The following is a 20699-nucleotide window of genomic DNA, read 5'->3' as shown; positions in this document are numbered from 1 at the left end:
CGCGTCTACAGGAACTCATACTCAGCGTGCTCCCTCTCGGTTCGCGACCGGTTCAGGCGGGGCGGACGGTGAGTCCGGCCCGCTCGGCCGCGTCGAAGGAGTCGTCGACGGCCACGACGTCGCGGCCCGCCCCGTCGAGCAGCGAGGCGGCGATGGCCGCGCGCATTCCGCCCGCGCAGTGCACCCACACCTGACCTGCGGGAACCTCGTGAATACGCCGGTGCAGCGTGTGCAGCGGGAGGTGAACCGAGCCCTCGACGAAGCCGTTCGCCCGCTCGCCGTCCCGGCGGACGTCGAGGACCACGGCACCGTCCTTGGCCCGCTCCGCGAGATCGGCGAAGGTGGCCCGGGGGAAGGAGGCGAGCGCTTCGCCGTCGCGGACCCAGTTCGCCGGGTCCCCGGTGGCCGCAGCGGCCGGGCGGTCGATACCGACCCGCACCAACTCCCGCTGTGCGTCGACCAGTTGACCGGCCGACTCCGCGAGCAGCATCACCGGCTTCCCCCACGGGATCAGCCAGGCCAGGTACGTGGCGAGCTGCCCTTCGCCCTCGAAGTTGAACGCGCCGGACACATGCCCGTCGGCGAAGGCGACGCGGTGGCGCAGGTCGACCACCCACTCCCCGGCGGCCAGCCGGTCGGCGATCTCCTGGGCGTCGGCGACGGCGGGCGGGGTGAGGTCGACGGGCGCGGGCCCGGCGGCGTTGGCCGGCCCCATGTGCGCGTAATAGGCAGGGATGTCGTCAAGTCCGGCCAGCAGGTCGGCGACGAACGCACCCACCTCCCGGGTCAGCGCCTCATTGGACGCCTTCTCCGCACCGATCGTGGTGGGCTCCCCCGTCGTCCCCCCTGCCGCGCAGAAGCTCCCGAAGCCGTGCGTGGGCAGCACCGCCGTCTCGTCCGGCAACTCGGCGGCCAGCCGGTGCGCGGAGGCGTGCTGGGCCCGGGCGAGCTCCGCGGTCAGCCGCGGTTCGACCAGGTCAGGCCGTCCGACGGTCCCGATCAGCAGCGACCCGCCGGTGAACACGGCGACATCCTTACCGTTCTCCTCCAGGACGTACGAGGTGTGGTGCGGGGTGTGCCCCGGGGTGGCCAGCGCGCGCAGCGCGAGCCCGGCGGCGGCGTCGATCTCCGCGCGGTCCCCGTCCCGCACCGGCGTCCGCGCGAATTCCACCGCGGCCCCGGCGGGCACGAGATAGGCGGCACCGGTGATCCTCGCGAGTTCGAGCCCACCGGTGACGTAGTCGTTGTGGAGATGGGTCTCGACGACGTGGGATATCCGCACTCCCCGCCGGGCCGCCGCCGCGAGCACCTGCTCGACGTCGCGCGGCGGGTCCACCGCCACGGCGGTCCGCCCGCCGCCGGCCAGGTAGCTGCGGTTGCCCAGACCGGCGATCTCAAGGGTGTCGACGAAGAACACGGGGCACTTCCTTCCGTACACGATTACCCCCCGGGGTATGTTGACGTTAACACGGGTACCCCTAGGGGTATTTTCGAGTGTGTTCTCGGATGCCCCGGGGCGCGCTCTCGGGGGGGGCGCTCTCGGGGCGCGGAGCCGGTACGGGGAAGAGCCACGCGGCCGTACGCGGGAAGAGCCACAGGGCAAGACGGACGGGGAACGGCCAGAGGCGGTAAGGGGCTCCCAGTCGGGAGGTGCCCAGGGGCGGCAAGAGGTCGCGGCCGGGGCGTGACCGAGGGGCCGAGGCCGCGGAGGCAGGCACCCCGGCCCACCAGGCCGAAGGCGGCGACCGGCCCCCACCGGACGCACCGAGCGAAAGCGCACCCGGCCTCACCGGGTCACCAAGTCGAAGGCGGGCGCGCCCCGGCCATCGAGCTGACAGCGGGGCGCCCCACCTCACCGCGCTCACCGGCCCGAGGCGAACCCCAGAGGTCAGGCGCGACCGCGAGAGATCGGGCACAGTCGCAGAGGTCAGGCGTACTCGCAGAGGTCAGACGCACGCACAGAGATCAGGCCCGCCCACGCTCCAACCCCCACGTCTGCAGCACATACGCCCGCCCCTTCTCCTCCCCCGTGATCAGCGGCACGTCGAGCAGCCGGAAACCCGCCTTGGTGGCCACGGCCACGCTCGCCGCGTTCTCCGCCTCCAGCTCCAGAATCACCTGCTCCGCGCCCAGCTCCTCGAAGGCGTACGCGGCCATCACCCGCACCGCCCGCGCCGCCAGCCCCTGCCCACGGTGCGCCGGGCCGATGGCGTACCCCAGCTCCGTGCCCTCGGGGGCGCGCCGCAGCATCACCTCGCCGAGCGGCGCGCCGCCGTCAACAGTGACGGCCAGCATGATGACCTTCCCCTCGGCCCGCAGCCGCCGGGCCCGGTCCAGCCGATCATCGGCGGCCGCTTCGTCGAAGGGCGAGACGATCGGCGTCCAGTACGCGATATCGGGGTGATCGAACAGCTCCGGCATCGCGTCGCGATCCCCCTCCGCCCAGTCACGAAGGACGAGCCCCTCCCCCGACAGCTCCATCCGCTCGGGAAAAGACGACGTACTGCTGCTCATGGCAACGAACCTCCTGGCCGGTACAGAACGAGGCAGGGTAACCGGAGGCGCACCACCCCACCGAAATCCCGCACACAGTGCTGTGCAGCCCACACACCACGTAGGCGAACGGACCCGACCGACGGGCCCGAGCCGAGGCCGAGAGCCAAGAGCCGGTACCCGCCCTCCGACGACAAACCGACCCGCCCGGGACGGACCGGACGGAGGAGCGACGACGGGCACCGCCGGATCGGATCATGGACAGCACAGTCAAGATCCGGCAGCATCGGCGGATGCTGAGGCGCGAACGACCTGTGGTGGTCGCCGTATGCGGTTCCCCAGGGGCCGGAAAGACCACCGTTGCCCGCGCGACGGCGCTCCGTCTCGGTGTGCCGTTCCTGACCCGGGACGAGATCAAGGTCGGTCTCGCGCTCTCCTCAGCTTCCGTCGTCAAGGACGGCGGCGTGCATCTCAACCCGGAATTCCACATCGCCGGCGGCCCTTTGAGCCACCGCGCCGAGGCCGTCATGGTGGACACGGCCCGGCTGCTCGCCTCCTCAGGGGTGAGCTTCGTCGTGGAGTCCTCCGTGTTGTCGCGCACGCTGATGGACGGGCTACTCGCATGTGACGCCCGGATACTCGCTGTTCACGTCGTCGCCCGCGCATCGGTCATCGACGAGCGCCTCCGCGCCCGGGCAGCCCAAGGCGGGGCAACCGACCGGCAGCTCTTGTCTCAGTTCCGGCGGGGTGAGATGAAGCGGTCGATCTTCGATGCCCCGGGTGAAGTCGACGCCATCGTCGAAGTCGATACTTCAGGCGAGGATGAACCGGGCATCGAACCCATCGTGGCAGCAGTCATCGCCCTGATTCGCTGACCGAACACGCGCAACGGCACCTGGCCCCGCCGCCCTGCACAGGCACCACACCTTCGCCGAACGCAGCCCCGAATTCGGCTCTTCCAAACGGCATTGCTGACGGAGCACGTCAGTGTGCCGCCGGGGGCCGACCGGTCTGCCCCCCCCATGGCAGGTCGATTCCGCACGCGAAGTCCGAGCAACGACATCCAAGGCGTAAACCAACAGGCCGGTGGAGAGTGGGGGCTACCGTCAAGTGGCTGCGATGACAAGGCAGTTCACCCTAGTATCCGTCGCACACGATCCACCCTGGGGGAGGGCCATGCATGTCCGACATCTGGGACAACGTACGGTCGCAGTGGGAGAGCATCCGCCACGCCGTCGAAGGTGACAGTCCTCGCACCGGCGCCGGCGCGGCCTTCTCTCGCGGAGGCATCGGTCTCTCGGTCAATCCCGTGGCGATCACGGGCGAGCCCGGCGCCGGTAAGACCGTGCTGTACGACGCTCTGATTCAAGCGATCCGCAGCGGGGACGGTGACAGCAGCCGCAGCCCGAGCGTTGAGAAGCACACCACCGTCCTACGCTCCGGTGGCCGTCGCACCCGCTCGGTCGTCACCGTGATCCCTGGGCAGGTGTCCGCGCAGCGGGAGCAGGCCCTGACCGACACCATGCGCGGTGCCGCGTCGCCACATGGGATCGTGCACGTCACCTGCTGGGGGCATAACAGGATCTGGCAGCGTGGCACGCAGCGTGATGTCCGGGAAGTCCTCGGCACTCAGGGGCAGACCGTGGACCGGGAAGCGGTGCGCGCCTGGCACCTGCACAAGGAGGTGGTGGACTTCCGCAACCTGGTCGACCAGATCATCGATCGGCAGCTGGCCAAGCGCCTGCGATGGATGATCGTCGCTGTGTCCAAAAGTGACCTTTACTGGGATCGACTCGACGAGGCACGTGACTACTACATACCGGACACGGGCTCTGCTGGAACCGAGTCGCCCTTCGGCATCCTGCTGCGCGATTTGGAGAACGAGACCGCGCTACGACTCTCCGTGCTGCCCATGGCCTCGCGCCTGATCCGCCACAAGTTTCTCCATGGATTGCCAGAGCAGACCTCGCAACTGGACGACTCGCAGATCGGTACCCTGCGGACCCATTTCAGCCAACAGCTCCAAGAGTTCATGGTGTCCGAACGACTCGGAGGGCGGCATGGCAGCCCTTGACCACGGCCCCGCATTCCTCCGAGCCCTGGATCAGGCCGAGGAGCGCCTAGCCGCTGTCCGCAGCGTCCATGCCCGCCTCCGGCATTTCCGTCGCCTCCAGGCTGCGGCAGCTGTCGTAGCCCTGCTCGCCCCCACGGTTCCGCTGTGGGGCGTAACCAAGGTGGGAGGCAGCCACGGCACCTGGATCCTCGTCTCACTGCTCACGGCGGTGGCCGCCCTGGCAGCTCTCCTCACGGTCCGGGTTGCGTGTGCACGCCCTTCGCGCCTGCGGATGACAGAAGAAGAGAGGGCGATGCTTGAGGACGTCAACCGATTGCGGGAGCTGTTCGCCCATGTCGCCGAGCGGGAGCAGTGGGACGGGTCCCTGACCCGGTCGGTCCGACAGCGGCTGTCCCGCTTCCCCATCGAAGGAGGATCATTCCGATGATCAGGCGCGTAGCCGTCGCATTCGGCCTCGTGGCGTTTCCCTCGGCGTTACTCACCACCGTGGGATACGTGCTGGCCACGCGCACTCCGGGGCGCTACCAGCGCCTCTTCGAGGGCCAGTGGGACGCCATCGCAGGCGGCTTCACGATCGCTACGTTCGGTTTGCTGGTGCTGTCGTACGGGACGCGGCGTTGTTTCAGTGTCCTGGGCGGCTTCCAGCCCGACAACGTGCGACGTGGCGTGCTGGCGATGCTCGGCGGCATCCTGACATTCGCCATGGGCGGGCTTATGCTCTGGCACTTGTTGATCCCCTGACCCGTGTCCTTCTGCGGTGCTCGCGGTCTCCGCTGCCACGGGGAGACCGCGCAAAGCAAGCGCCGGTTGCTGACGCCGTGAGTCCTGCAAGAGTTGATCCGAGTGAGGGCCCCGACCGGAAGGCTTTGGGACCACTCCTCGCTCGACGTCACGGCGAGCGCATTGACAAGCCTGCCAACGGAGACCGAGCGGGCGATCGCCGAGGCCGCCGCCCACCCCTCCCCGACCACACCCGACGATGCCAGCGGTCGAGCCTGAGGCCGACGTCGAAGCGGATGGGGAGGCCCGGGCCGAAGCCGTAGCAAACAGTTCCGGGGAGTCCACAGCCGAGCCCTGCCGGCGCCCCATCCGCTCACGCAAAAGGCCCCGGACAAGAAGTCCGAGGCCGATCACAGCACCCCCGCGCAACAAAACCGCAGGTCATAACGCCCAAGCTGAGAGCCCCCTGTCGGATTCGAACCGACGACCTTCGCTTTACAAGAGCGGTGCTCTGGCCAGCTGAGCTAAGGAGGCGTGCGGGAGCAGTGTACCCAGGCGGGTCGGATGCCGGTCGCCATTTCGTGACCCCTGGGGTGCTGACACCCGGGATCGCCGCAGGTAGCGTCGCGCCCGGCCCGCGGTTGTGGGCCGCGCCACTCCTTTACTCGGATCGTCCGGCACGTTCCTGCCGGTGAAGGGACACATCATGGCTACGGTCACGTACGACCAGGCAACCCGGATCTACCCGGGTTCCGACAAGCCCGCCGTCGACAAGCTCGACATCGCCATCGAGGACGGCGAGTTCCTCGTCCTGGTCGGCCCGTCCGGCTGCGGGAAATCCACCTCGTTGCGGATGCTGGCGGGGCTGGAGGACGTCGACGGCGGCGCGATCCGCATCGGCGACCGTGACGTCACGCATCTGCCGCCCAAGGACCGGGACATCGCCATGGTGTTCCAGAACTACGCGCTGTACCCGCACATGACCGTCGCCGACAACATGGGCTTCGCGCTCAAGATCGCCGGGGTGCCGAAGGCGGAGATCCGGCAGAAGGTCGAGGACGCGGCGAAGATCCTGGACCTCACGGAGTACCTGGGGCGCAAGCCGAAGGCGCTCTCCGGTGGCCAGCGGCAGCGCGTCGCGATGGGCCGGGCGATCGTCCGGGAGCCGCAGGTCTTCCTGATGGACGAGCCGCTGTCCAACCTCGACGCCAAGCTCCGCGTGCAGACCCGTACGCAGATCGCCGGGCTCCAGCGCCGCCTGGGCATCACGACGGTGTACGTCACCCACGACCAGGTCGAGGCGATGACGATGGGCGACCGGGTCGCGGTCCTCAAGGACGGGCTGCTCCAGCAGATCGACTCGCCGCGGAACATGTACGACCGGCCGGCGAACCTCTTCGTCGCCGGGTTCATCGGCTCGCCGGCGATGAACCTCATCGAGGTGCCGATCGCCGACGGCGGCGTGAAGTTCGGCAACAGCGTGGTGCCGGTCGGCCGGGACGCGCTGGCCACGGCGGCAGACAAGGGCGATACGACGGTCACCGTCGGCGTCCGGCCCGAGCACTTCGAGATCGTCGAGCAGAACGGCGCCGCCGCGGCCGCACTGTCGAAGACGGCGTCGGACGCCCCCGCCGGCCTGGCCGTCACGGTGAACGTCGTGGAGGAGCTGGGCGCCGACGCGTACGTCTACGGCACCGTCGAGGTCGGCGGCGCACCCAAGGACCTGGTCGTCCGGGTCAACGGCCGCCAGGTGCCGGAGAAGGGCGCCACCCTGCACGTCGTCCCGCAGCCGGGCGAGACGCATGTCTTCTCCACCTCGTCGGGCGAGCGCCTCGCAGACTGACCCGACAGGCTCAACTCCCGTATGGAGAAGGTGAATTGGCCGGTCGTGGCACTCATCCACCGCGACCGGCCATCCCGGGCCCGGCACGCCCGACCGCTACGGGAGCGAGCGCGGGCAGCACGGCGGCGCGGGGGCGTAAAGGAACGCGCTCGCGCCCCCTTCGTCAACATCGCGCCCTCCCCAACAACCCGTCTCGTCCCTCGATAAGGTGACGCACTGTCGCCATATCATCACCGCTCGCTACCATCGCGACCGTGAACTCCGCAGCCCGCCGTATCGGCAGAACTCTCGCCCTTGTCCTCCCCGTCGTCCTCGTGCTCTCCGGGACGCTCGCGGTCACCAGCGTGCCGTGGGCCTCGAAGTCCACGGACACGCAGATGCTGACCGCGTCCAGCGGGAAGACCGTCACCACGACCGCCCCCAAGGCCCCGCAGGACGCCCTCCGCGACCGCCTGCTGATCGAACTCCAGGAGAGGGACCCGGGGGTGGCGCTGACCCACCTCCAGCGGGCCACCACGGAGCGGCCGTCGCTCGCCAAGCACTGCACGTCCATCGCGCGGGCGCTGGGCCGGGCAGCCGTCGCCAAGTACGGCGCCGGGCACCGCGCGCAGGCGTTCTCCCGCCCGGTCTGCGACACCTCCTTCGCCTCCGGCGTCGCCACCGCCCCGTGACCCACCCTCGCACCGCATAGGGTGCGAACCATGACAGTCGCCCCGTATCCCTATCCGACACAGGCCGTTGTCCTGGCCGGTGGCCAGGGCTCGCGCCTGCGGCCGTTCACCGATGACCGGCCCAAGCCGATGGTCGAGATTCCCGGCACGGGAACCCCGATCATCGGCCATCAGCTCACCTGGCTCGCCTCCGAGGGCGTCACCGACGCGGTGATCTCCTGCGGCCACCTCGCCCACGTCCTGGAGGAGTGGCTGGCCGGGGCCGAACTCCCGTTGAACGTCACGACCGTCGTCGAGACCGAACCCCTCGGCCGCGGCGGCGGCCTCAAGTACGCGGCGGCGGCCCTGCCCCGCCCGGACGAGCCCTGGTACGCCACCAACGGCGACATCTGGACCCGTTTCCCGCTCACCGAGATGGCCGCCTTCCACCTCGAACGCGGCGCCGAGGCCACCTTGGCGCTGGCCCGGCCGCGGATCCCCTGGGGCGTCGTGGAGACCGACGAGTTCGGTCATGTCCTCGACTTCATCGAGGCGCCGCCGTCGCCGTACCTCATCAACGCCGGCGTGTACGTCTTCTCCGCCGCCTTCACCGCGCTGTTGCCGGACCGCGGCGACCATGAACGCACCACCTTCCCCCGGCTCGCCCGCGAGCGGCGGCTCGCCGGTTACCCCCTCCCGCACGGCTCCTACTGGCGCGCCATCGACACCACCAAGGACCTCGCCGAGGCCGCCAAGGAGCTGGGTGCCACGAAGAGTTGAGCGCGGCCGGTTTGCCGGAACGGCAAATCCGTGTACGGGCCGCCGGGCGGGTGCCGCATCCTGGCGCGACCGACGCCCCCGGGAGGACCGATGCCGCAGCCCGCACCGTCACCGCAGTGGACCCACCACCTGGTGGACACCCCCGGCGGCCGTCTCCATCTTGTCGAGCAGGGTGACGGCCCGCTCGTCCTCCTCCTGCACGGCTTCCCGGAGTCCTGGTACTCCTGGCGTCACCAACTCCCGGCGCTCGCCGCGGCGGGCTACCGCGCCGCCGCCCTCGACCTGCGCGGCTACGGCCGCTCCGTCCGGCCCGCCGCCGTCGAGGCGTACGACATGGCGGCGCACGTCGCCGACAACGCCGCCGTGATCCGCGCCCTCGGCGCCCGCGACGCGGTCCTCGTCGGCCACGACTGGGGCTCCCCGATCGCCGCGCACACCGCGCTGCTGCGGCCCGATGTCTGCTCCGCCGTGGCCCTGCTGAGCGTCCCGTACGCGCCGCGCGGGCCCGTCCGGCCGTCCGACGCCTTCGCGGCGCTCGGCGGCGACGAGGAGTTCTACGTCCGCCATTTCCAGAAACCGGGCCGCGCCGAGGCGGAGATCGAGCCGGACGTCCGCTCCTGGCTCGCCGGTTTCTACGCCTCACTCTCCGGCGACACCATGCCGCCGACCGGCTCCACCGGCCACTTCTTCGTCCCCGAGGGCGGCCGCCTCAGCGACCGCTTCGTCCGCGACCGCACCCCGGCCTGGCTGGACGAGGCCGCCCTCGACTTCTACGCCGCGGAGTTCACGCGTACGGGACTGACCGGCGCGCTGAACCGCTACCGCAACGCCGACCGCGACTGGACGGCCACCGCCGGCCTGGACGGCGCACCGATCCCCCAGCCGTCGCTCTTCATCGGCGGCACCCGCGACGCCTCCACGACCTGGCTCGCCGACGCCATCGCCGCGTTCCCCACCACGCTGCCGGGCCTCGCCGCCGCACACCTCCTGGACGGCTGCGGCCACTGGGTCCAGCAGGAGCGTCCGGACGAGGTCAACCGCCTCCTCATCGACTGGCTACGGGGGCTGCCCGACGTCTGACGGGGCCTGCGCGCCACCGGACCGGCGGCAGGGCCCGCAGCCCCACGGGCCTGCCGCCGGGAGGTACCGGCCCGCCACCGGAGGGCCCGGCCCGCCACCCGACGGTTCCGCTCGTCTCCCGACGGTTCCGCTCGTCTCCCGACGGTTCCGCTCGTCTCCCGACGGTTCCGCTCGTCTCCCGATACGGAACGGCCCCCGCGGACGGAAACGTTCCGTACGCGGGGGCCGTTCGTACGCTGCCCGGCGGGTCGCCGGTCGGGCCCTACGGGGATCAGCCCAGAAGGCCGCCCAGGGTCCCGGTGTGGTCCTTCGGCTTGCCGTCGGACGAGCCGGAGCCGTCGTCGCCCGAGCCGGTGGTCCCGCCGCCCGTGCCGCCGGACGTCTGCGCCGGGGTCGGCGCCGGAGCCCGGGTCGAGGCGGACTGCTGCGGAGCGCCGGTCGTGGCGGCCGCGCCGGGCTGGCGGCCGGTGCCGCTGGTCGCCCCGGCCGTCGGGGAGCTGCTGCCCGCGGGCGAGGACGGCGCACCCGTCGGACCCGCGGTGTGCGCGGCGCCCGGGGTCGGCGTGCCGGGCCGCTGCGGGGCGGCGGTCCGGGTCTGCTGCGGGCGGGTCGCCTGCCGGTGCGGGCTGGGCAGCGGCCGACCGGGCAGGTTGTTGATCGCCGGCTCGCCGGGCCGCGGCACGGACGTCACCGTCGCCGACCGTACGGCGCCGCCGAGCACCGAGCCGATCAGCAACGTCAGCCCGGCGATCACCGCGGTCATCGCGGCGCCGCGGCGCAGCACCCGCCGCCGCAGGTCGATGACGTCGACGCGGGGGCCGAGCCGCCGCCACGCCTCGCCGGCCAGCCGGGCGTCGAGGGAGTACACCGGGGCACCCGCGATGACCAGCGGGCTCCAGGCGGCCAGGTAGATGATGTCGGGCGCGTCGTACGCCGGGATGCTGTGCCAGGTGACGGTCATCAGCAGCACCGCGGAGAGCAGCGCGCCGACCGACGCGGCGAGCCGCTGCCACAGCCCGCAGATGGTCAGCACACCGACGACGACCTGGAGGAACGCGACGGTGAGCCCGGAGCCCACCGGGTGCGCCAGCGCGAAGTCGCGCAGCGGGACGGCCAGCGCCCACGGCTCCAGCGACGACAGCCACTTCACCATCGAACCGCGCTCGCCGCCGTCGAAGTAGACGGGGTCGCAGAGCTTTCCCATGCCCGCGTAGATCGAGATCAGGCCGAGGAAGATGCGCAGCGGCAGCAGGACGACGCCGAGGTTCATCCGGCGGCCCGGGTAGTACGCGTGGCGGACGCTGTCGCCGCCCCGGCGCCGCCCGGAGGCGTCGTAGCTCTCCCGCGCCTCGAAGCGGTCCACGTCGCCGTCGCCCGCGTACGCGTCGTCGTACGCGGCATCGCGCCCGCTCCTGAACGCCTCCCGGTCGGCGCCGTACGGGTCGTACGGGCCGGGCCGCACCGGGCGCAGCAGCGCGGTGTCGGCGTCGGTGGGGCCGCGCTGGCCGATGACGGTGGGGCCGGTGTCGGCGGCCACCCGCGGCAGGATCTGCGTCGCCGCGACGTCGTCGCCCTCGTCGGTGTCCAGGCCGATGCCGGAGGTGCGGACGGCGCGCAGGAGCTGGGTGGTGGCGCCGGACGAGCCGCCCGGATCGGTGCGGCCGCTCCACACCACGGGCGCCCGGCGGCCGCCCCGCGCGCCGAGGACGGGAGCGCGGGCCGCGGCCCTGACCCGGCCCACCACGGGGGCAGCGAGCTGTACGCGGAAACTGGCGTGGTTGACGATGACCTGCGCGGGATCGCACGGCACCTTGACCGAGCTCAGCGGCGGCTCGTCATCGAAGCCCGGCGAGCGTCCCCCCGTAGGCATGCGGGGTGTTCTGGTGTCCACGCTCATCTAACCGAGTGACGAGCGGTTAAGACACTGCCTTGACCTGGCCGATCTGTCCGAGACCCGTCAAAAAATCACAGGATCGCCGGAAGTCGCACGGAGCGTCACGCCCTGCCCTGCGGCTCCGTGCGGCCGGACCGTCGGGCACCGGACTGTGGCCCGGCGCCCGACGGTGCGCGCTCAGCCGCGGCGGCGGGCCGCCTCCCACAGGACGACGCCGGCGGCGACACCGGCGTTCAGCGACTCCGCGCCGCCCGGCATCGGGATCCGCACCCGCACGTCGCAGGTCTCGCCGACCAGCCGCGACAGGCCCTTGCCCTCGCTGCCGACGACGATCACGACCGGGCCGTCCAGCGCCTCGACGTCCTGGAGCTCCATCTCGCCGTCGGCGGCCAGCCCGACGACCATGAGACCGGCCTTCTGGTACTGCTCCAGCGTCCGGGTCAGGTTGGTGGCGCGGGCGACCGGCGTACGGGCCGCGGTGCCCGCCGAGGTCTTCCACGCACCGGCGGTCATCCCGGCCGCGCGGCGCTCCGGCACGACCACGCCGTGACCGCCGAACGCGCAGACGGAGCGGACGACCGCGCCGAGGTTGCGCGGGTCGGTGACGCCGTCGAGCGCCACGATCAGCGGCTCCTCGCCGTCGTCGAACGCGGCGGCCGCCAGGTCCTCGGGGTGCGCGTAGTCGTACGGCGGCACCTGCAGGACCAGGCCCTGGTGGTTGAGGCCGTTGGTCATCCGGTCCAGCTCGGGGCGGGGCGCCTCCATCAGGTTGATGTCGCCGCGCTGCGTGGCGAGCTGCAACGCCTCGCGGACCCGCTCGTCGGAGTCGATGAACTGCTGGATGTAGAGGGTGGTCGCGGGGACGCCGTCGCGCAGCGCCTCGAAGACCGGGTTACGGCCGACGACCAGCTCGGCCGTGCCCTTCGCGCCGCCGCGCCGCGGGGCGGGACGGCGCGCGGCCACCTGCTTCGCCTTGGCGTTGGCGACTCGGTTCTTGACATGTCCCTTGCGGGCGGAGGCGGGCGGGGTCGGTCCCTTGCCTTCGAGGCCCCGGCGCCGCTGGCCGCCGCTGCCGACCTGCGCGCCCTTCTTGTTGGACGTGCGGCGGTTCCTGCGCTGGCTGTTGCCGGCCATGGGTCACCCGTTTCTTCACTGCTCTCGACGTCTCGCGACGTGGAGTGGATACGTACGTATGGATTGAGTGTCGCCTGCGGCCGCCGGGGAGGGCGAATCCGGACGGCGGCCGGACCACGGCGACGGTGCCGCCGTGGCGCGCGACGAGGTCAGGGCAGCGCGGCGGTGCGGTGCCCGGGGGCGGTCACGACAGCGACCAGCGCGGACCCGACGGGGTGTCCTCGATGGCGAGACCGGACTGCTGGAGCTGGTCGCGAATGGCGTCGGCGGTGGCGTAGTCCTTCCGCGACCGGGCGGCCTGCCGCTGGTCGAGCACGAGGCGGACCAGCGAGTCGACCACACCGTGCAGGTCCTCGCCGCGCTCGGCACCGCCGGACCAGCGCTCGTCGAGCGGGTCGAGGCCGAGCACGCCGAGCATCGCCCGCAGCTCCGCGAGGCGTGCGACCGCCGCCTCCTTGTCGTCGGCGGTCAGCGCGGAGTTGCCCTGCCGGACGGTGGTGTGCACGATCGCCAACGCCTGCGGGACGCCCAGATCGTCGTCCATCGCCTCGGCGAAGGCGGGCGGCACCTCGGCGGCGGGCTCGACGGTCTTGCCGGCCTTCTCCACGACACGCTGGACGAAGCCCTCGATCCGCGCGAACGCCGCCTCGGCCTCGCGCAGCGCCTCCTCGCTGTACTCGATCATCGAGCGGTAGTGCGGGGTGCCGAGGTAGTAGCGCAGCACGATCGGGCGCCAGCGCTTGACCATCTCGCTGACCAGCACGGAGTTGCCCAACGACTTGGACATCTTCTCGCCGCTCATGGTCACCCAGGCATTGTGCGACCAGTACGCGGCGAAGTCGTCGCCGAACGCCTTCGCCTGCGCGATCTCGTTCTCGTGGTGCGGGAAGACGAGGTCGACGCCACCACCGTGGATGTCGAAGGCACTGCCCAGGTACTTGTGCGCCATCGCGGAGCACTCCAGGTGCCAGCCCGGGCGGCCGCGGCCCCAGGGCGTCTCCCAGCTGGGCTCGCCCTCCTTGGCCGCCTTCCACATCGCGAAGTCCCGCGAGTCACGCTTGCCGGTCTCGCCCTCGCCCGACGGCTGCCGCAGGCTGTCCAGCTCCTGGTTGGACAGCTCCAGGTAGCCGGGGAAGGAGCGCACGTCGAAGTAGACGTTGCCGTCGGCGGCGTAGGCGTGGCCGCGCTCGATCAGGCCGCGCATCATCTCGATCATCTCGGGGATGTGGCCGGTGGCCCGCGGCTCGTAGGTCGGCCGCAGGCAGCCGAGCGCGTCGTACGCCTCGTTGAAGGCGACCTCGTTGGCGTACCCGATCGACCACCAGGAGCGGCCCTGCTCGGCGGACTTCTTGATGATCTTGTCGTCGATGTCGGTCACGTTGCGGACGAACGTCACGTCGTAGCCACGGTAGCTGAACCAGCGGCGCATGATGTCAAAGTTCAAGCCCGACCTGATGTGCCCGATGTGCGGCGCAGCCTGCACCGTCGCGCCACACAGGTAGATCGAGACACAGCCCGGAACGAGCGGGGTGAAGTCACGGATCTGCCGGGCGCTGGTGTCGTACAGGCGAATCGTCACGGAACCAGGGTAGTCGGAACGAGGGAGTGCCCCGTGCCCCCTGGGGCCACGGTTTCCGAAGCGTGACGCTCGCCCGTTTCGAACCGGATGTGAGGGTGCGTGCCCGGTGCCGCGCACGCGGTCCGGTACCCCGGATTCCGCGCCCGGACGCAGCCGCCCCGCGATCACCCCTCGACGGCGGCGCGCCCGCCGTCCGCTCAGATCCGGCCCACCACTTTGCGCGGCGTGATCCGTACGACCACCTGATCGCCGCTGTCCGCCATACCGGGACGGAAGTCGGCGTAGTCCTGTCCGGTGTACTTCTGCGACAGCTCGTCCATCAGCTCCCGGCCGCCCTCGGTGGTGAGCGTGGCCGTGCCGCGTATCTCCGCGTAGAGATAGGGGGCGTCGGGCGACTGGACGAGGACGCCGATGCGGGGGTCGCGCCGGAGGTTCTCGGTCTTGCGCCGGCCGAGCGTCGTGAAGATCAGCAGCTCCTCGCCGTCCCGCTTCACCCAGACCGGGGAGAGCTGCGGACTGCCGTCCGGCTGGATCGTCGCCACGGTCACGAAGACCGGGGTGTCGAGAAGCCTCTTCAGATCGTCGGAAAGGGCGGTCGTCACTAGGGATCCTTCCTGGGAATCGGGCCGGTCGCGGACACTCCGTTCCTTCCCCAACTCCCCGCCGCCGAACGGCATTCCCGCCGTTGTCAGGGATTTGCCGGGGCTCCCCGTAGGGGCCGCGCCCAGCCCTCTGCGGGAAGACCCCGGTGTACGTCCCCTACGAGCTCACACCGCTCGCGGCCCGGTCGTTCGCGGACCGGATCACTCCGACCGCCCGCAGCCTCACGCCGTGCGGACCACCAGCGCCGTCGCCACCGCCGCGAGGCCCTCCGCGCGGCCGGTGAGGCCGAGGCCGTCCGACGTCGTGCCGGACACCGAGACCGGCGCCCCGACGGCGGCGGACAGCGCCCGCTGCGCCTCGTCCCGCCGCTTGCCGATCTTCGGCCGTACGCCGATGACCTGCACGGAGACGTTGCCGATGGCGAACCCTTCGGCCCGTACGATGCGCGCCGCCTCGGCCAGCAGGGTCACGCCGGAGGCGCCGGACCACTCGGGGCGGTCGGTGCCGAAGTGCGCGCCGAGGTCGCCGACCCCGGCGGCGGAGAACAGCGCGTCGCAGGCGGCGTGCGCGGCCACATCGCCGTCGCTGTGCCCGGCGAGGCCGTACTCGGCGCCCTCCCAGAGCAGCCCGGCGCACCACAGCTCCCGCCCCCGCTCGAAGGCGTGGACGTCGGTGCCGATCCCGACGAGCGGCATCCCGGGCAGTCCCACGGCGCCCCCCGCCTCCGGCCCGGACTGCTCGACCGGCTCAGACATACCCATCAGTGGCCCTCCTACGGGCGAGTACGGCCTCGGCCAGGACGAGGTCCAGCGGCCGGGTCACCTTGAACGCTTCCTCATGGCCGGGGACGACGACGACCGGGGCCCCGAGCCGTTCCACCAGGCCCGCGTCGTCGGTGGCGCCCTCGCCCTCGACGACCGTGTCGTGCGCCTTGAGCAGGGTCTCCCGGTCGAAACCCTGCGGCGTCTGGACCGCGCGCAGCAGCGCCCGCTCCGGGGTGCCGGTCACCGGTTCCGCCTCGCCCCGGGGGCGCGGTTCGACCTGCTTGACGGTGTCGGCGAGCGGCAGCGCCGGGACGACCGCCGGGGCGCCGGAACGGACGGTGGCGATCACCGCGTCGACGGTGTCGACGGGCACCAGCGGCCGCGCCGCGTCGTGCACGAGGACCACGTCGATGCCGTCGGGCAGCGCGTCGAGCCCGCGGCGCACCGACTCCTGCCGAGTCTCACCTCCGGGCACCACCAGCAGCTCGGTGCGGCCGAAGGAGTGCTCGTCGAGGAGGGCACGCACCTCGGGCGCGCCGTCCGGCGGCGCGACCACGACGACGAGGGAGACAGCGCGGGACGCGGCCATCGCGCGGACCGCGTGGACCAGCATCGGGGTGCCGCCGAGGGTGCGCAGCGCCTTGGGGGCGCCGGGTCCGAGGCGGACGCCGCGACCGGCCGCGGGGATCACCGCGGCAGTACGGATCGGACGGGAGGGATCTGGCATCGAGGGCTCCGGAGTCCGGGAGGTCCCGGAATTGGGGCAGACAGGTTTGTTGTCGCGGCCGACGTGGGTATGGCCTCACCGTGCCGGGCGCCACGCCTCAACCGCCCCTTCCGTGACAGTGGTCGAGGCAGTGGCCCGAGCCCGGCGCACCACTTCGCCGCCCGGCTGGCGCCAAAGCCCCGGGACCGGCCGCGCGGGCGCAGATATGCCGCAGCGCCCGGCAACAGATCCTGGGATCGTCATCGGGCACCGCGGCATCACTGCGTGCTCTTCACTGCGGCGCGTCCTCCACGCCGCTCACCACGCCGGTCCGTCCGTGTCGTCGCACGGAGCGCTGCGGCGCGGTCTGCGCGTCGTCAGGACGCGAGGACCTCGTCGAGCAGGGCCTCGGCCTTGTCTTCGTTGGTGTTCTCCGCGAGGGCAAGTTCGCTCACCAGGATCTGGCGGGCCTTGGCGAGCATGCGCTTCTCACCGGCGGACAGTCCGCGCTCACGCTCCCGGCGCCAGAGATCGCGCACCACTTCGGCGACCTTGATCACGTCACCGGAGGCGAGCTTCTCAAGATTCGCCTTGTAACGACGGGACCAGTTCGTCGGCTCTTCGGCGTACGGTGCGCGGAGCACCTCGAAGACCCGGTCCAGCCCGTCCTGGCCGACCACGTCGCGCACACCGACAAACTCCGCATTGTCCGCCGGTACACGAACCGTCAGATCACCCTGGGCGACCTTCAGCACCAAGTAGGTCTTGTCCACGCCTTTGATCTGGCGAGTTTCGATGGCCTCGATCAGCGCGGCCCCGTGATGGGGATAGACCACGGTGTCGCCAACCTTGAACGTCATGTGACAGGTACCCCTTCCGTGGCTATCCATGCTAACACGGGAACGGACCGTTCTGAATGGCGTTTTCGCAGGTCAGGGCACATCTCGGGGCTTGACAACAACGGCCGCCCCGTGCTGCACAGGGGGTCGGAATGCGGGTATCCGCAGGTGAGAGGCGCTTCTTCAGTGGACGGAAACATGCCCGCAACGCGCCCTGAAGCCCTCGCCGGAGAGGGCGAAAGGCCCGCTTTGCACCGATCCGTATGAGCGACTTCCGCTACTCCGTTCGATCTCCGTCGACCTCTCGGACGGGTTTCTGGAATTGATCACCTTCCGGCGTGCCGACCCGGTGATCAATTCTGTGGGCGGACGGTTTTCCCGGCGAATACTTCTTTCGTAGGGGAACGGCACGGAATCCGGCCGCCTGGACGCGGTAACACGCTCTCCGCGCATATTCCCGTCACGAACCATGCGCCGTCACACCTCGCCGGAGACACATCCTGAGGGGACGCTTCCGGCCCGTCGGGGCGGCTCGTGATCGCGCTGGGGGCGGGTCGGGTGCGGCGGCGCGAAGACGGCTCGGTAACCTAGCGGCGCTGACACACCCTTAGGGCGGCTTTACGTATGCGTCGACCGTGACGCGTACGCTGCGCCGCCCAGCCGTCCACCCGCGACCGGACGCCGTTCGGCCGCCGAAGATCGTCCAAGGAGATGCCGCCGCCGTGAGCCGCAGCCTTCGACGCGGCGTCCTCGCCGCCACCGTCCTTACGCTCTCCATCGCCTCGCTCTCCGCGTGCGGCGCCGGGAACAACGCCCAGACACTGGAGGTCGAGCCGGACAACGCCGAGACCTCCGTCGGTGACATCAAGGTCCAGAACGCGAATGTGATCACCCAGCCCGACCTGAAGGCCAAGGGCCCGGCCGTGGTCACCGCGACGCTGTTCAACAACGGCACCAAGGACCAGAAGCTCGACTCCGTCACCCTCCCCGGCACCGGCCAGAGCGCCGAGCTCAGCCCGGCGAAGGGCGCCAAGGGCCCCCTGACGGTGCCCGCCGGTGGCTACCTGGTGCTCGGTGGCAAGGGCAACGCGTCGGCGGTCCTGGCCAGCGGCCGGGAGGCCGCGCAGGACGGCAACGCGCAGCCGGTCACCTTCACCTTCAGCAGCACCGGCAAGGTCCGGATCCCGGCGCTGGTCGTGCCCGCGCACAGCTACTTCAAGGACTTCGGCCCCGAGATCGTCCCGCAGCCCGGTGTGACGCCGACCGAGTCCGGCCAGCCCTCCGAGAGCGGCAAGCCCTCGGAGTCGGGCAAGCCGTCGGAGTCCGGGAAGCCCTCCGAGTCGGGCAAGCCCGGCGAGCCCGCCGGGAACGGCGAGGCGGCGCACTCCGGCCACTGAGCCACCGCTCTCCGCAGCAACACGCCACTGGGGCGCTCCTCCGATCCGGAGGGGCGCCCCAGTGGCGTCCGGTGGCCGCCCCGGAGGGCGGCCGGGGCCGGTCACGGCTCGAACTTGTAGCCCAGTCCGCGGACGGTGACGAGGTAGCGGGGTGCGCCCGGGTCCGGCTCGATCTTGGCCCGGAGCCGCTTGACGTGGACGTCCAGCGTCTTGGTGTCGCCCACGTAGTCGGCGCCCCAGACACGGTCGATGAGCTGCATACGGGTCAGCACCCGTCCGGCGTTGCGCAGCAGCATCTCCAGGAGGTCGAACTCCTTGAGCGGCAGGTCGACCTTGGCGCCGCCGACGGTCACGACGTGCCGGTCGACGTCCATGCGGACCGGACCGGCCTCCAGTGCCTGCGGTGCGACCTCCTCCGGCTCGCCGCGGCGGCGCAGCACCGCGCGGATCCGGGCGACCAGCTCGCGCGAGGAGAACGGCTTGGTGACGTAGTCGTCGGCTCCTATTTCCAGGCCGACGACCTTGTCGATCTCGCTGTCCTTGGCGGTCACCATGATGACCGGGACGTTGGAGCGGCCCCGCAGCTGGCGGCAGACCTCGGTGCCGGGCAGGCCCGGCAGCATCAGGTCGAGCAGGACCAGGTCGGCGCCGTTGCGCTCGAACTCGTCCAAGCCGTCGGGGCCCGTCGCCGCGATGGCGACCTCGAAGCCCTCCTTGCGGAGCATGTACGACAGTGCGTCGCTGAACGATTCCTCGTCCTCGACGACGAGCACTCGGGTCACGGAAGGACCTCCGGGGCGGGGTGAGCAGGAAGTGGATCGTTGAAGGTCTCGTACGGGCGGTCCTCTTCGTCGAGGCCCTCCGCAGCTGTGCGGTCGGCGGGCCGTTCGCGGTCGCGTACGGCACCGGCTTCCGGGAGACGCAGGGTGAAGGTGGAGCCCTGTCCCTCAGCGCTCCACACGGTGACCTCTCCGCCGTGGGAGGCGGCCACGTGTTTGACGATGGCGAGGCCGAGGCCGGTCCCGCCGGTGGCGCGCGAGCGCGCCGGGTCCACGCGGTAGAACCGCTCGAAGACGCGGTCCCGGTCCTTCTCGGAGATGCCGATGCCCTGGTCGGTCACGGCGATCTCGATCACGTCGCCGCCGGGCGCGGACACCCGGCGGGCGGCGATCCCGACGCGGGTGTGCGCCGGGGAGTAGTTGACGGCGTTCTCGACGAGGTTGCCGAGGGCCGCGGCGAGCTGGCCGCGGTTGCCCCAGACGTTCAGGTCGGGAACGGGCAGCGGGCGCCGGCCGCTCTCGCTCTCCGCGGTGGCGCCGGAGGGCACGCCCATGTTGGAGGCCATGGTGATCTGCTTCGTACCGGCCGGCTGGCGGCAGCGGTCCATCGCCTCGGCGACCAGCTCCTGGACCGGCACCGGCTCGGCGTCCTCCAGCGGGTCGTCGTTCTGGACCCGCGAGAGGTCGATCAGCTCCTGGACGAGGTTGGTGAGGCGGGTGGCCTCATTCTGCATCCGGCCGGCGAAGCGGGTGACGGCCTCGGGGTCGTCACTGGCGTCCATCACCGCCTCGGACAGCAGGGAGAGCGCGCCGACCGGGGTCTTCAGCTCATGGCTGACGTTGGCGACGAAGTCGCGGCGGACCGCCTCGATGCGGCGGGCCTCGGTGAGGTCTTCGACGAGGAGGAGCACCAGCCGGGAGCCGAGCGGGGCGACCCGGGCGGAGACCGCGAGGGTGTCGCCGCGGCCGGTGCCGCGGCGTGGCAGGTCCAGCTCGACCTGGCGTATCTCGCCGTCGCGGCGGGTGTCGCGGGTCATCTGCATCATCGGCTCGACGGCGAGCTTCCCGCCGCGGACCAGCCCGAGGGCGTACGCGGCGGAGCTGGCCTTGACGACGGCGTCGGACTCGTCGAGCACGACGGCGGAGGAGCGGAGTACGGAGAGGACGGTGTCGACGCCGGGCGGCAGGACCGCGTCGGTGTGCAGGGAGGTGCGGGTGGGTTTGACCTGGTCCCGCTCGCTCCAGCGGAACGCCAGCATGGCGAAGACGCCGGTCCCCAGACCGGCGATCGCTGCCACTGCGGCGAAGGCCGCGTCCACGTTCATGACTCCAGGTTATGCGGCAGGTCCGACACTTCCCCAGCC

At 71.3% G+C, this 20699-nt stretch carries 21 protein-coding genes and 1 tRNA gene; 9 read left to right on the top strand and 13 right to left on the bottom strand.

The window, feature by feature from the left end; genetic code table 11:
- Window positions 1–52: 52 nt before the first annotated feature.
- On the bottom strand, window positions 53–1417 hold the full coding sequence (locus OG422_RS18495; RefSeq protein WP_405743760.1) for a rhodanese-like domain-containing protein: 1365 nt from the start codon (window positions 1415–1417) through the stop codon (window positions 53–55).
- Between the two features lie 548 nt (window positions 1418–1965).
- Window positions 1966–2514 (bottom strand): GNAT family N-acetyltransferase, encoded by a 549-nt coding sequence (locus OG422_RS18490; protein ID WP_405743759.1) that lies wholly within the window; start codon window positions 2512–2514, stop codon window positions 1966–1968.
- Between the two features lie 236 nt (window positions 2515–2750).
- Between OG422_RS18490 and OG422_RS18485 the strand changes: the two genes are divergently transcribed.
- On the top strand, window positions 2751–3368 hold the full coding sequence (locus tag OG422_RS18485) for an AAA family ATPase (RefSeq protein WP_405743758.1): 618 nt from the start codon (window positions 2751–2753) through the stop codon (window positions 3366–3368).
- A 305-nt stretch (window positions 3369–3673) separates the two neighbouring features.
- Complete coding sequence (locus OG422_RS18480; protein WP_405743757.1) at window positions 3674–4567, top strand: hypothetical protein; 894 nt, start codon at window positions 3674–3676, stop codon at window positions 4565–4567.
- A 46-nt stretch (window positions 4568–4613) separates the two neighbouring features.
- On the opposite strand, the gene OG422_RS18475 is transcribed toward OG422_RS18480, so the two are convergent.
- Entirely contained in the window at window positions 4614–4742 is a 129-nt protein-coding gene (locus OG422_RS18475) for a hypothetical protein (protein ID WP_285229378.1), read from the bottom strand.
- A 117-nt stretch (window positions 4743–4859) separates the two neighbouring features.
- On the opposite strand from OG422_RS18475, the gene OG422_RS18470 reads away from it, so the two are divergent.
- Entirely contained in the window at window positions 4860–4994 is a 135-nt protein-coding gene (locus OG422_RS18470; protein ID WP_285229379.1) for a hypothetical protein, read from the top strand.
- The gene (locus OG422_RS18465) at window positions 4991–5308 is read left to right on the top strand and encodes a hypothetical protein (protein WP_143940587.1); all 318 of its coding nucleotides are present in this window, start codon (window positions 4991–4993) and stop codon (window positions 5306–5308) included. The genes OG422_RS18470 and OG422_RS18465 overlap by 4 nt, the downstream gene beginning before the upstream one ends.
- A 439-nt stretch (window positions 5309–5747) precedes the next feature.
- Here the strand turns inward: OG422_RS18465 and OG422_RS18460 are convergent.
- Window positions 5748–5821: transfer RNA gene (locus OG422_RS18460), tRNA-Thr, on the bottom strand.
- Window positions 5822–5993: 172 nt separating this feature from the next.
- On the opposite strand from OG422_RS18460, the gene OG422_RS18455 reads away from it, so the two are divergent.
- The 4 genes from OG422_RS18455 to OG422_RS18440 all read left to right on the top strand — a co-directional run bounded on the left by OG422_RS18455 (window position 5994) and on the right by OG422_RS18440 (window position 9640).
- The gene (locus OG422_RS18455) at window positions 5994–7130 is read left to right on the top strand and encodes an ABC transporter ATP-binding protein (RefSeq protein ID WP_405743756.1); all 1137 of its coding nucleotides are present in this window, start codon (window positions 5994–5996) and stop codon (window positions 7128–7130) included.
- A 254-nt stretch (window positions 7131–7384) separates the two neighbouring features.
- Complete coding sequence (locus tag OG422_RS18450; protein ID WP_405743755.1) at window positions 7385–7801, top strand: hypothetical protein; 417 nt, start codon at window positions 7385–7387, stop codon at window positions 7799–7801.
- Window positions 7802–7831: 30 nt separating this feature from the next.
- Window positions 7832–8560: an NDP-sugar synthase gene (locus OG422_RS18445; RefSeq protein WP_405743754.1), complete on the top strand. Its 729-nt coding sequence runs from the start codon at window positions 7832–7834 to the stop codon at window positions 8558–8560.
- 90 nt (window positions 8561–8650) lie between these two features.
- Window positions 8651–9640: an alpha/beta fold hydrolase gene (locus OG422_RS18440; protein WP_405743753.1), complete on the top strand. Its 990-nt coding sequence runs from the start codon at window positions 8651–8653 to the stop codon at window positions 9638–9640.
- Window positions 9641–9911: 271 nt separating this feature from the next.
- Here the strand turns inward: OG422_RS18440 and OG422_RS18435 are convergent, their stop codons facing one another.
- The 7 genes from OG422_RS18435 to OG422_RS18405 form a co-directional block, all read right to left on the bottom strand.
- The gene (locus OG422_RS18435; protein ID WP_405743752.1) at window positions 9912–11510 is read right to left on the bottom strand and encodes a DoxX family membrane protein; all 1599 of its coding nucleotides are present in this window, start codon (window positions 11508–11510) and stop codon (window positions 9912–9914) included.
- A 201-nt stretch (window positions 11511–11711) separates the two neighbouring features.
- A complete protein-coding gene (gene rlmB / locus OG422_RS18430; protein WP_143940593.1) occupies window positions 11712–12668 on the bottom strand; it encodes a 23S rRNA (guanosine(2251)-2'-O)-methyltransferase RlmB in 957 nt (318 codons plus the stop codon).
- Between the two features lie 184 nt (window positions 12669–12852).
- A complete protein-coding gene (cysS, locus tag OG422_RS18425) occupies window positions 12853–14247 on the bottom strand; it encodes a cysteine--tRNA ligase (RefSeq protein WP_143940594.1) in 1395 nt (464 codons plus the stop codon).
- Window positions 14248–14444: 197 nt separating this feature from the next.
- Window positions 14445–14849 (bottom strand): PPOX class F420-dependent oxidoreductase, encoded by a 405-nt coding sequence (locus OG422_RS18420; RefSeq protein WP_405743751.1) that lies wholly within the window; start codon window positions 14847–14849, stop codon window positions 14445–14447.
- 222 nt (window positions 14850–15071) lie between these two features.
- Complete coding sequence (gene ispF, locus OG422_RS18415; protein ID WP_405747870.1) at window positions 15072–15605, bottom strand: 2-C-methyl-D-erythritol 2,4-cyclodiphosphate synthase; 534 nt, start codon at window positions 15603–15605, stop codon at window positions 15072–15074.
- On the bottom strand, window positions 15598–16341 hold the full coding sequence (gene ispD / locus OG422_RS18410) for a 2-C-methyl-D-erythritol 4-phosphate cytidylyltransferase (RefSeq protein ID WP_405743750.1): 744 nt from the start codon (window positions 16339–16341) through the stop codon (window positions 15598–15600). The genes ispF and ispD overlap by 8 nt, the downstream gene beginning before the upstream one ends.
- Before the next feature lie 356 nt (window positions 16342–16697).
- On the bottom strand, window positions 16698–17180 hold the full coding sequence (locus OG422_RS18405; protein WP_003953493.1) for a CarD family transcriptional regulator: 483 nt from the start codon (window positions 17178–17180) through the stop codon (window positions 16698–16700).
- A gap of 701 nt (window positions 17181–17881) precedes the next feature.
- On the opposite strand from OG422_RS18405, the gene OG422_RS18400 reads away from it, so the two are divergent.
- Window positions 17882–18556: a DUF461 domain-containing protein gene (locus tag OG422_RS18400; protein WP_405743749.1), complete on the top strand. Its 675-nt coding sequence runs from the start codon at window positions 17882–17884 to the stop codon at window positions 18554–18556.
- A 101-nt stretch (window positions 18557–18657) separates the two neighbouring features.
- Here the strand turns inward: OG422_RS18400 and OG422_RS18395 are convergent, their stop codons facing one another.
- Complete coding sequence (locus OG422_RS18395; RefSeq protein WP_143940598.1) at window positions 18658–19338, bottom strand: response regulator transcription factor; 681 nt, start codon at window positions 19336–19338, stop codon at window positions 18658–18660.
- Entirely contained in the window at window positions 19335–20660 is a 1326-nt protein-coding gene (locus OG422_RS18390; RefSeq protein ID WP_405743748.1) for a sensor histidine kinase, read from the bottom strand. Before OG422_RS18390 ends, OG422_RS18395 begins: the two co-directional genes overlap by 4 nt.
- Window positions 20661–20699 lie beyond the last annotated feature (39 nt).

The sequence above is a fragment of the Streptomyces sp. NBC_01525 genome, from assembly GCF_045040405.1.
Lineage (GTDB): Bacteria > Actinomycetota > Actinomycetes > Streptomycetales > Streptomycetaceae > Streptomyces > Streptomyces benahoarensis.
Note: the sequence above shows the minus strand (reverse complement) of the source record. Positions and strands in the feature narration are given on the sequence as shown.

Coding starts and splice junctions, on each gene's coding strand:
- OG422_RS18440 (WP_405743753.1), top strand. CDS start 8,651: ATGCCGCAGCCCGCACCGTCACCGCAGTGGACCCACCACCTGGTGGAC.
- OG422_RS18480 (WP_405743757.1), top strand. CDS start 3,674: ATGTCCGACATCTGGGACAACGTACGGTCGCAGTGGGAGAGCATCCGC.
- OG422_RS18470 (WP_285229379.1), top strand. CDS start 4,860: ATGCTTGAGGACGTCAACCGATTGCGGGAGCTGTTCGCCCATGTCGCC.
- OG422_RS18405 (WP_003953493.1), bottom strand. CDS start 17,180: ATGACGTTCAAGGTTGGCGACACCGTGGTCTATCCCCATCACGGGGCC.
- OG422_RS18490 (WP_405743759.1), bottom strand. CDS start 2,514: ATGAGCAGCAGTACGTCGTCTTTTCCCGAGCGGATGGAGCTGTCGGGG.
- rlmB (WP_143940593.1), bottom strand. CDS start 12,668: ATGGCCGGCAACAGCCAGCGCAGGAACCGCCGCACGTCCAACAAGAAG.
- OG422_RS18390 (WP_405743748.1), bottom strand. CDS start 20,660: ATGAACGTGGACGCGGCCTTCGCCGCAGTGGCAGCGATCGCCGGTCTG.
- OG422_RS18455 (WP_405743756.1), top strand. CDS start 5,994: ATGGCTACGGTCACGTACGACCAGGCAACCCGGATCTACCCGGGTTCC.
- OG422_RS18465 (WP_143940587.1), top strand. CDS start 4,991: ATGATCAGGCGCGTAGCCGTCGCATTCGGCCTCGTGGCGTTTCCCTCG.
- ispD (WP_405743750.1), bottom strand. CDS start 16,341: ATGCCAGATCCCTCCCGTCCGATCCGTACTGCCGCGGTGATCCCCGCG.
- OG422_RS18435 (WP_405743752.1), bottom strand. CDS start 11,510: ATGCCTACGGGGGGACGCTCGCCGGGCTTCGATGACGAGCCGCCGCTG.
- OG422_RS18445 (WP_405743754.1), top strand. CDS start 7,832: ATGACAGTCGCCCCGTATCCCTATCCGACACAGGCCGTTGTCCTGGCC.
- OG422_RS18485 (WP_405743758.1), top strand. CDS start 2,751: ATGGACAGCACAGTCAAGATCCGGCAGCATCGGCGGATGCTGAGGCGC.
- ispF (WP_405747870.1), bottom strand. CDS start 15,605: ATGTCTGAGCCGGTCGAGCAGTCCGGGCCGGAGGCGGGGGGCGCCGTG.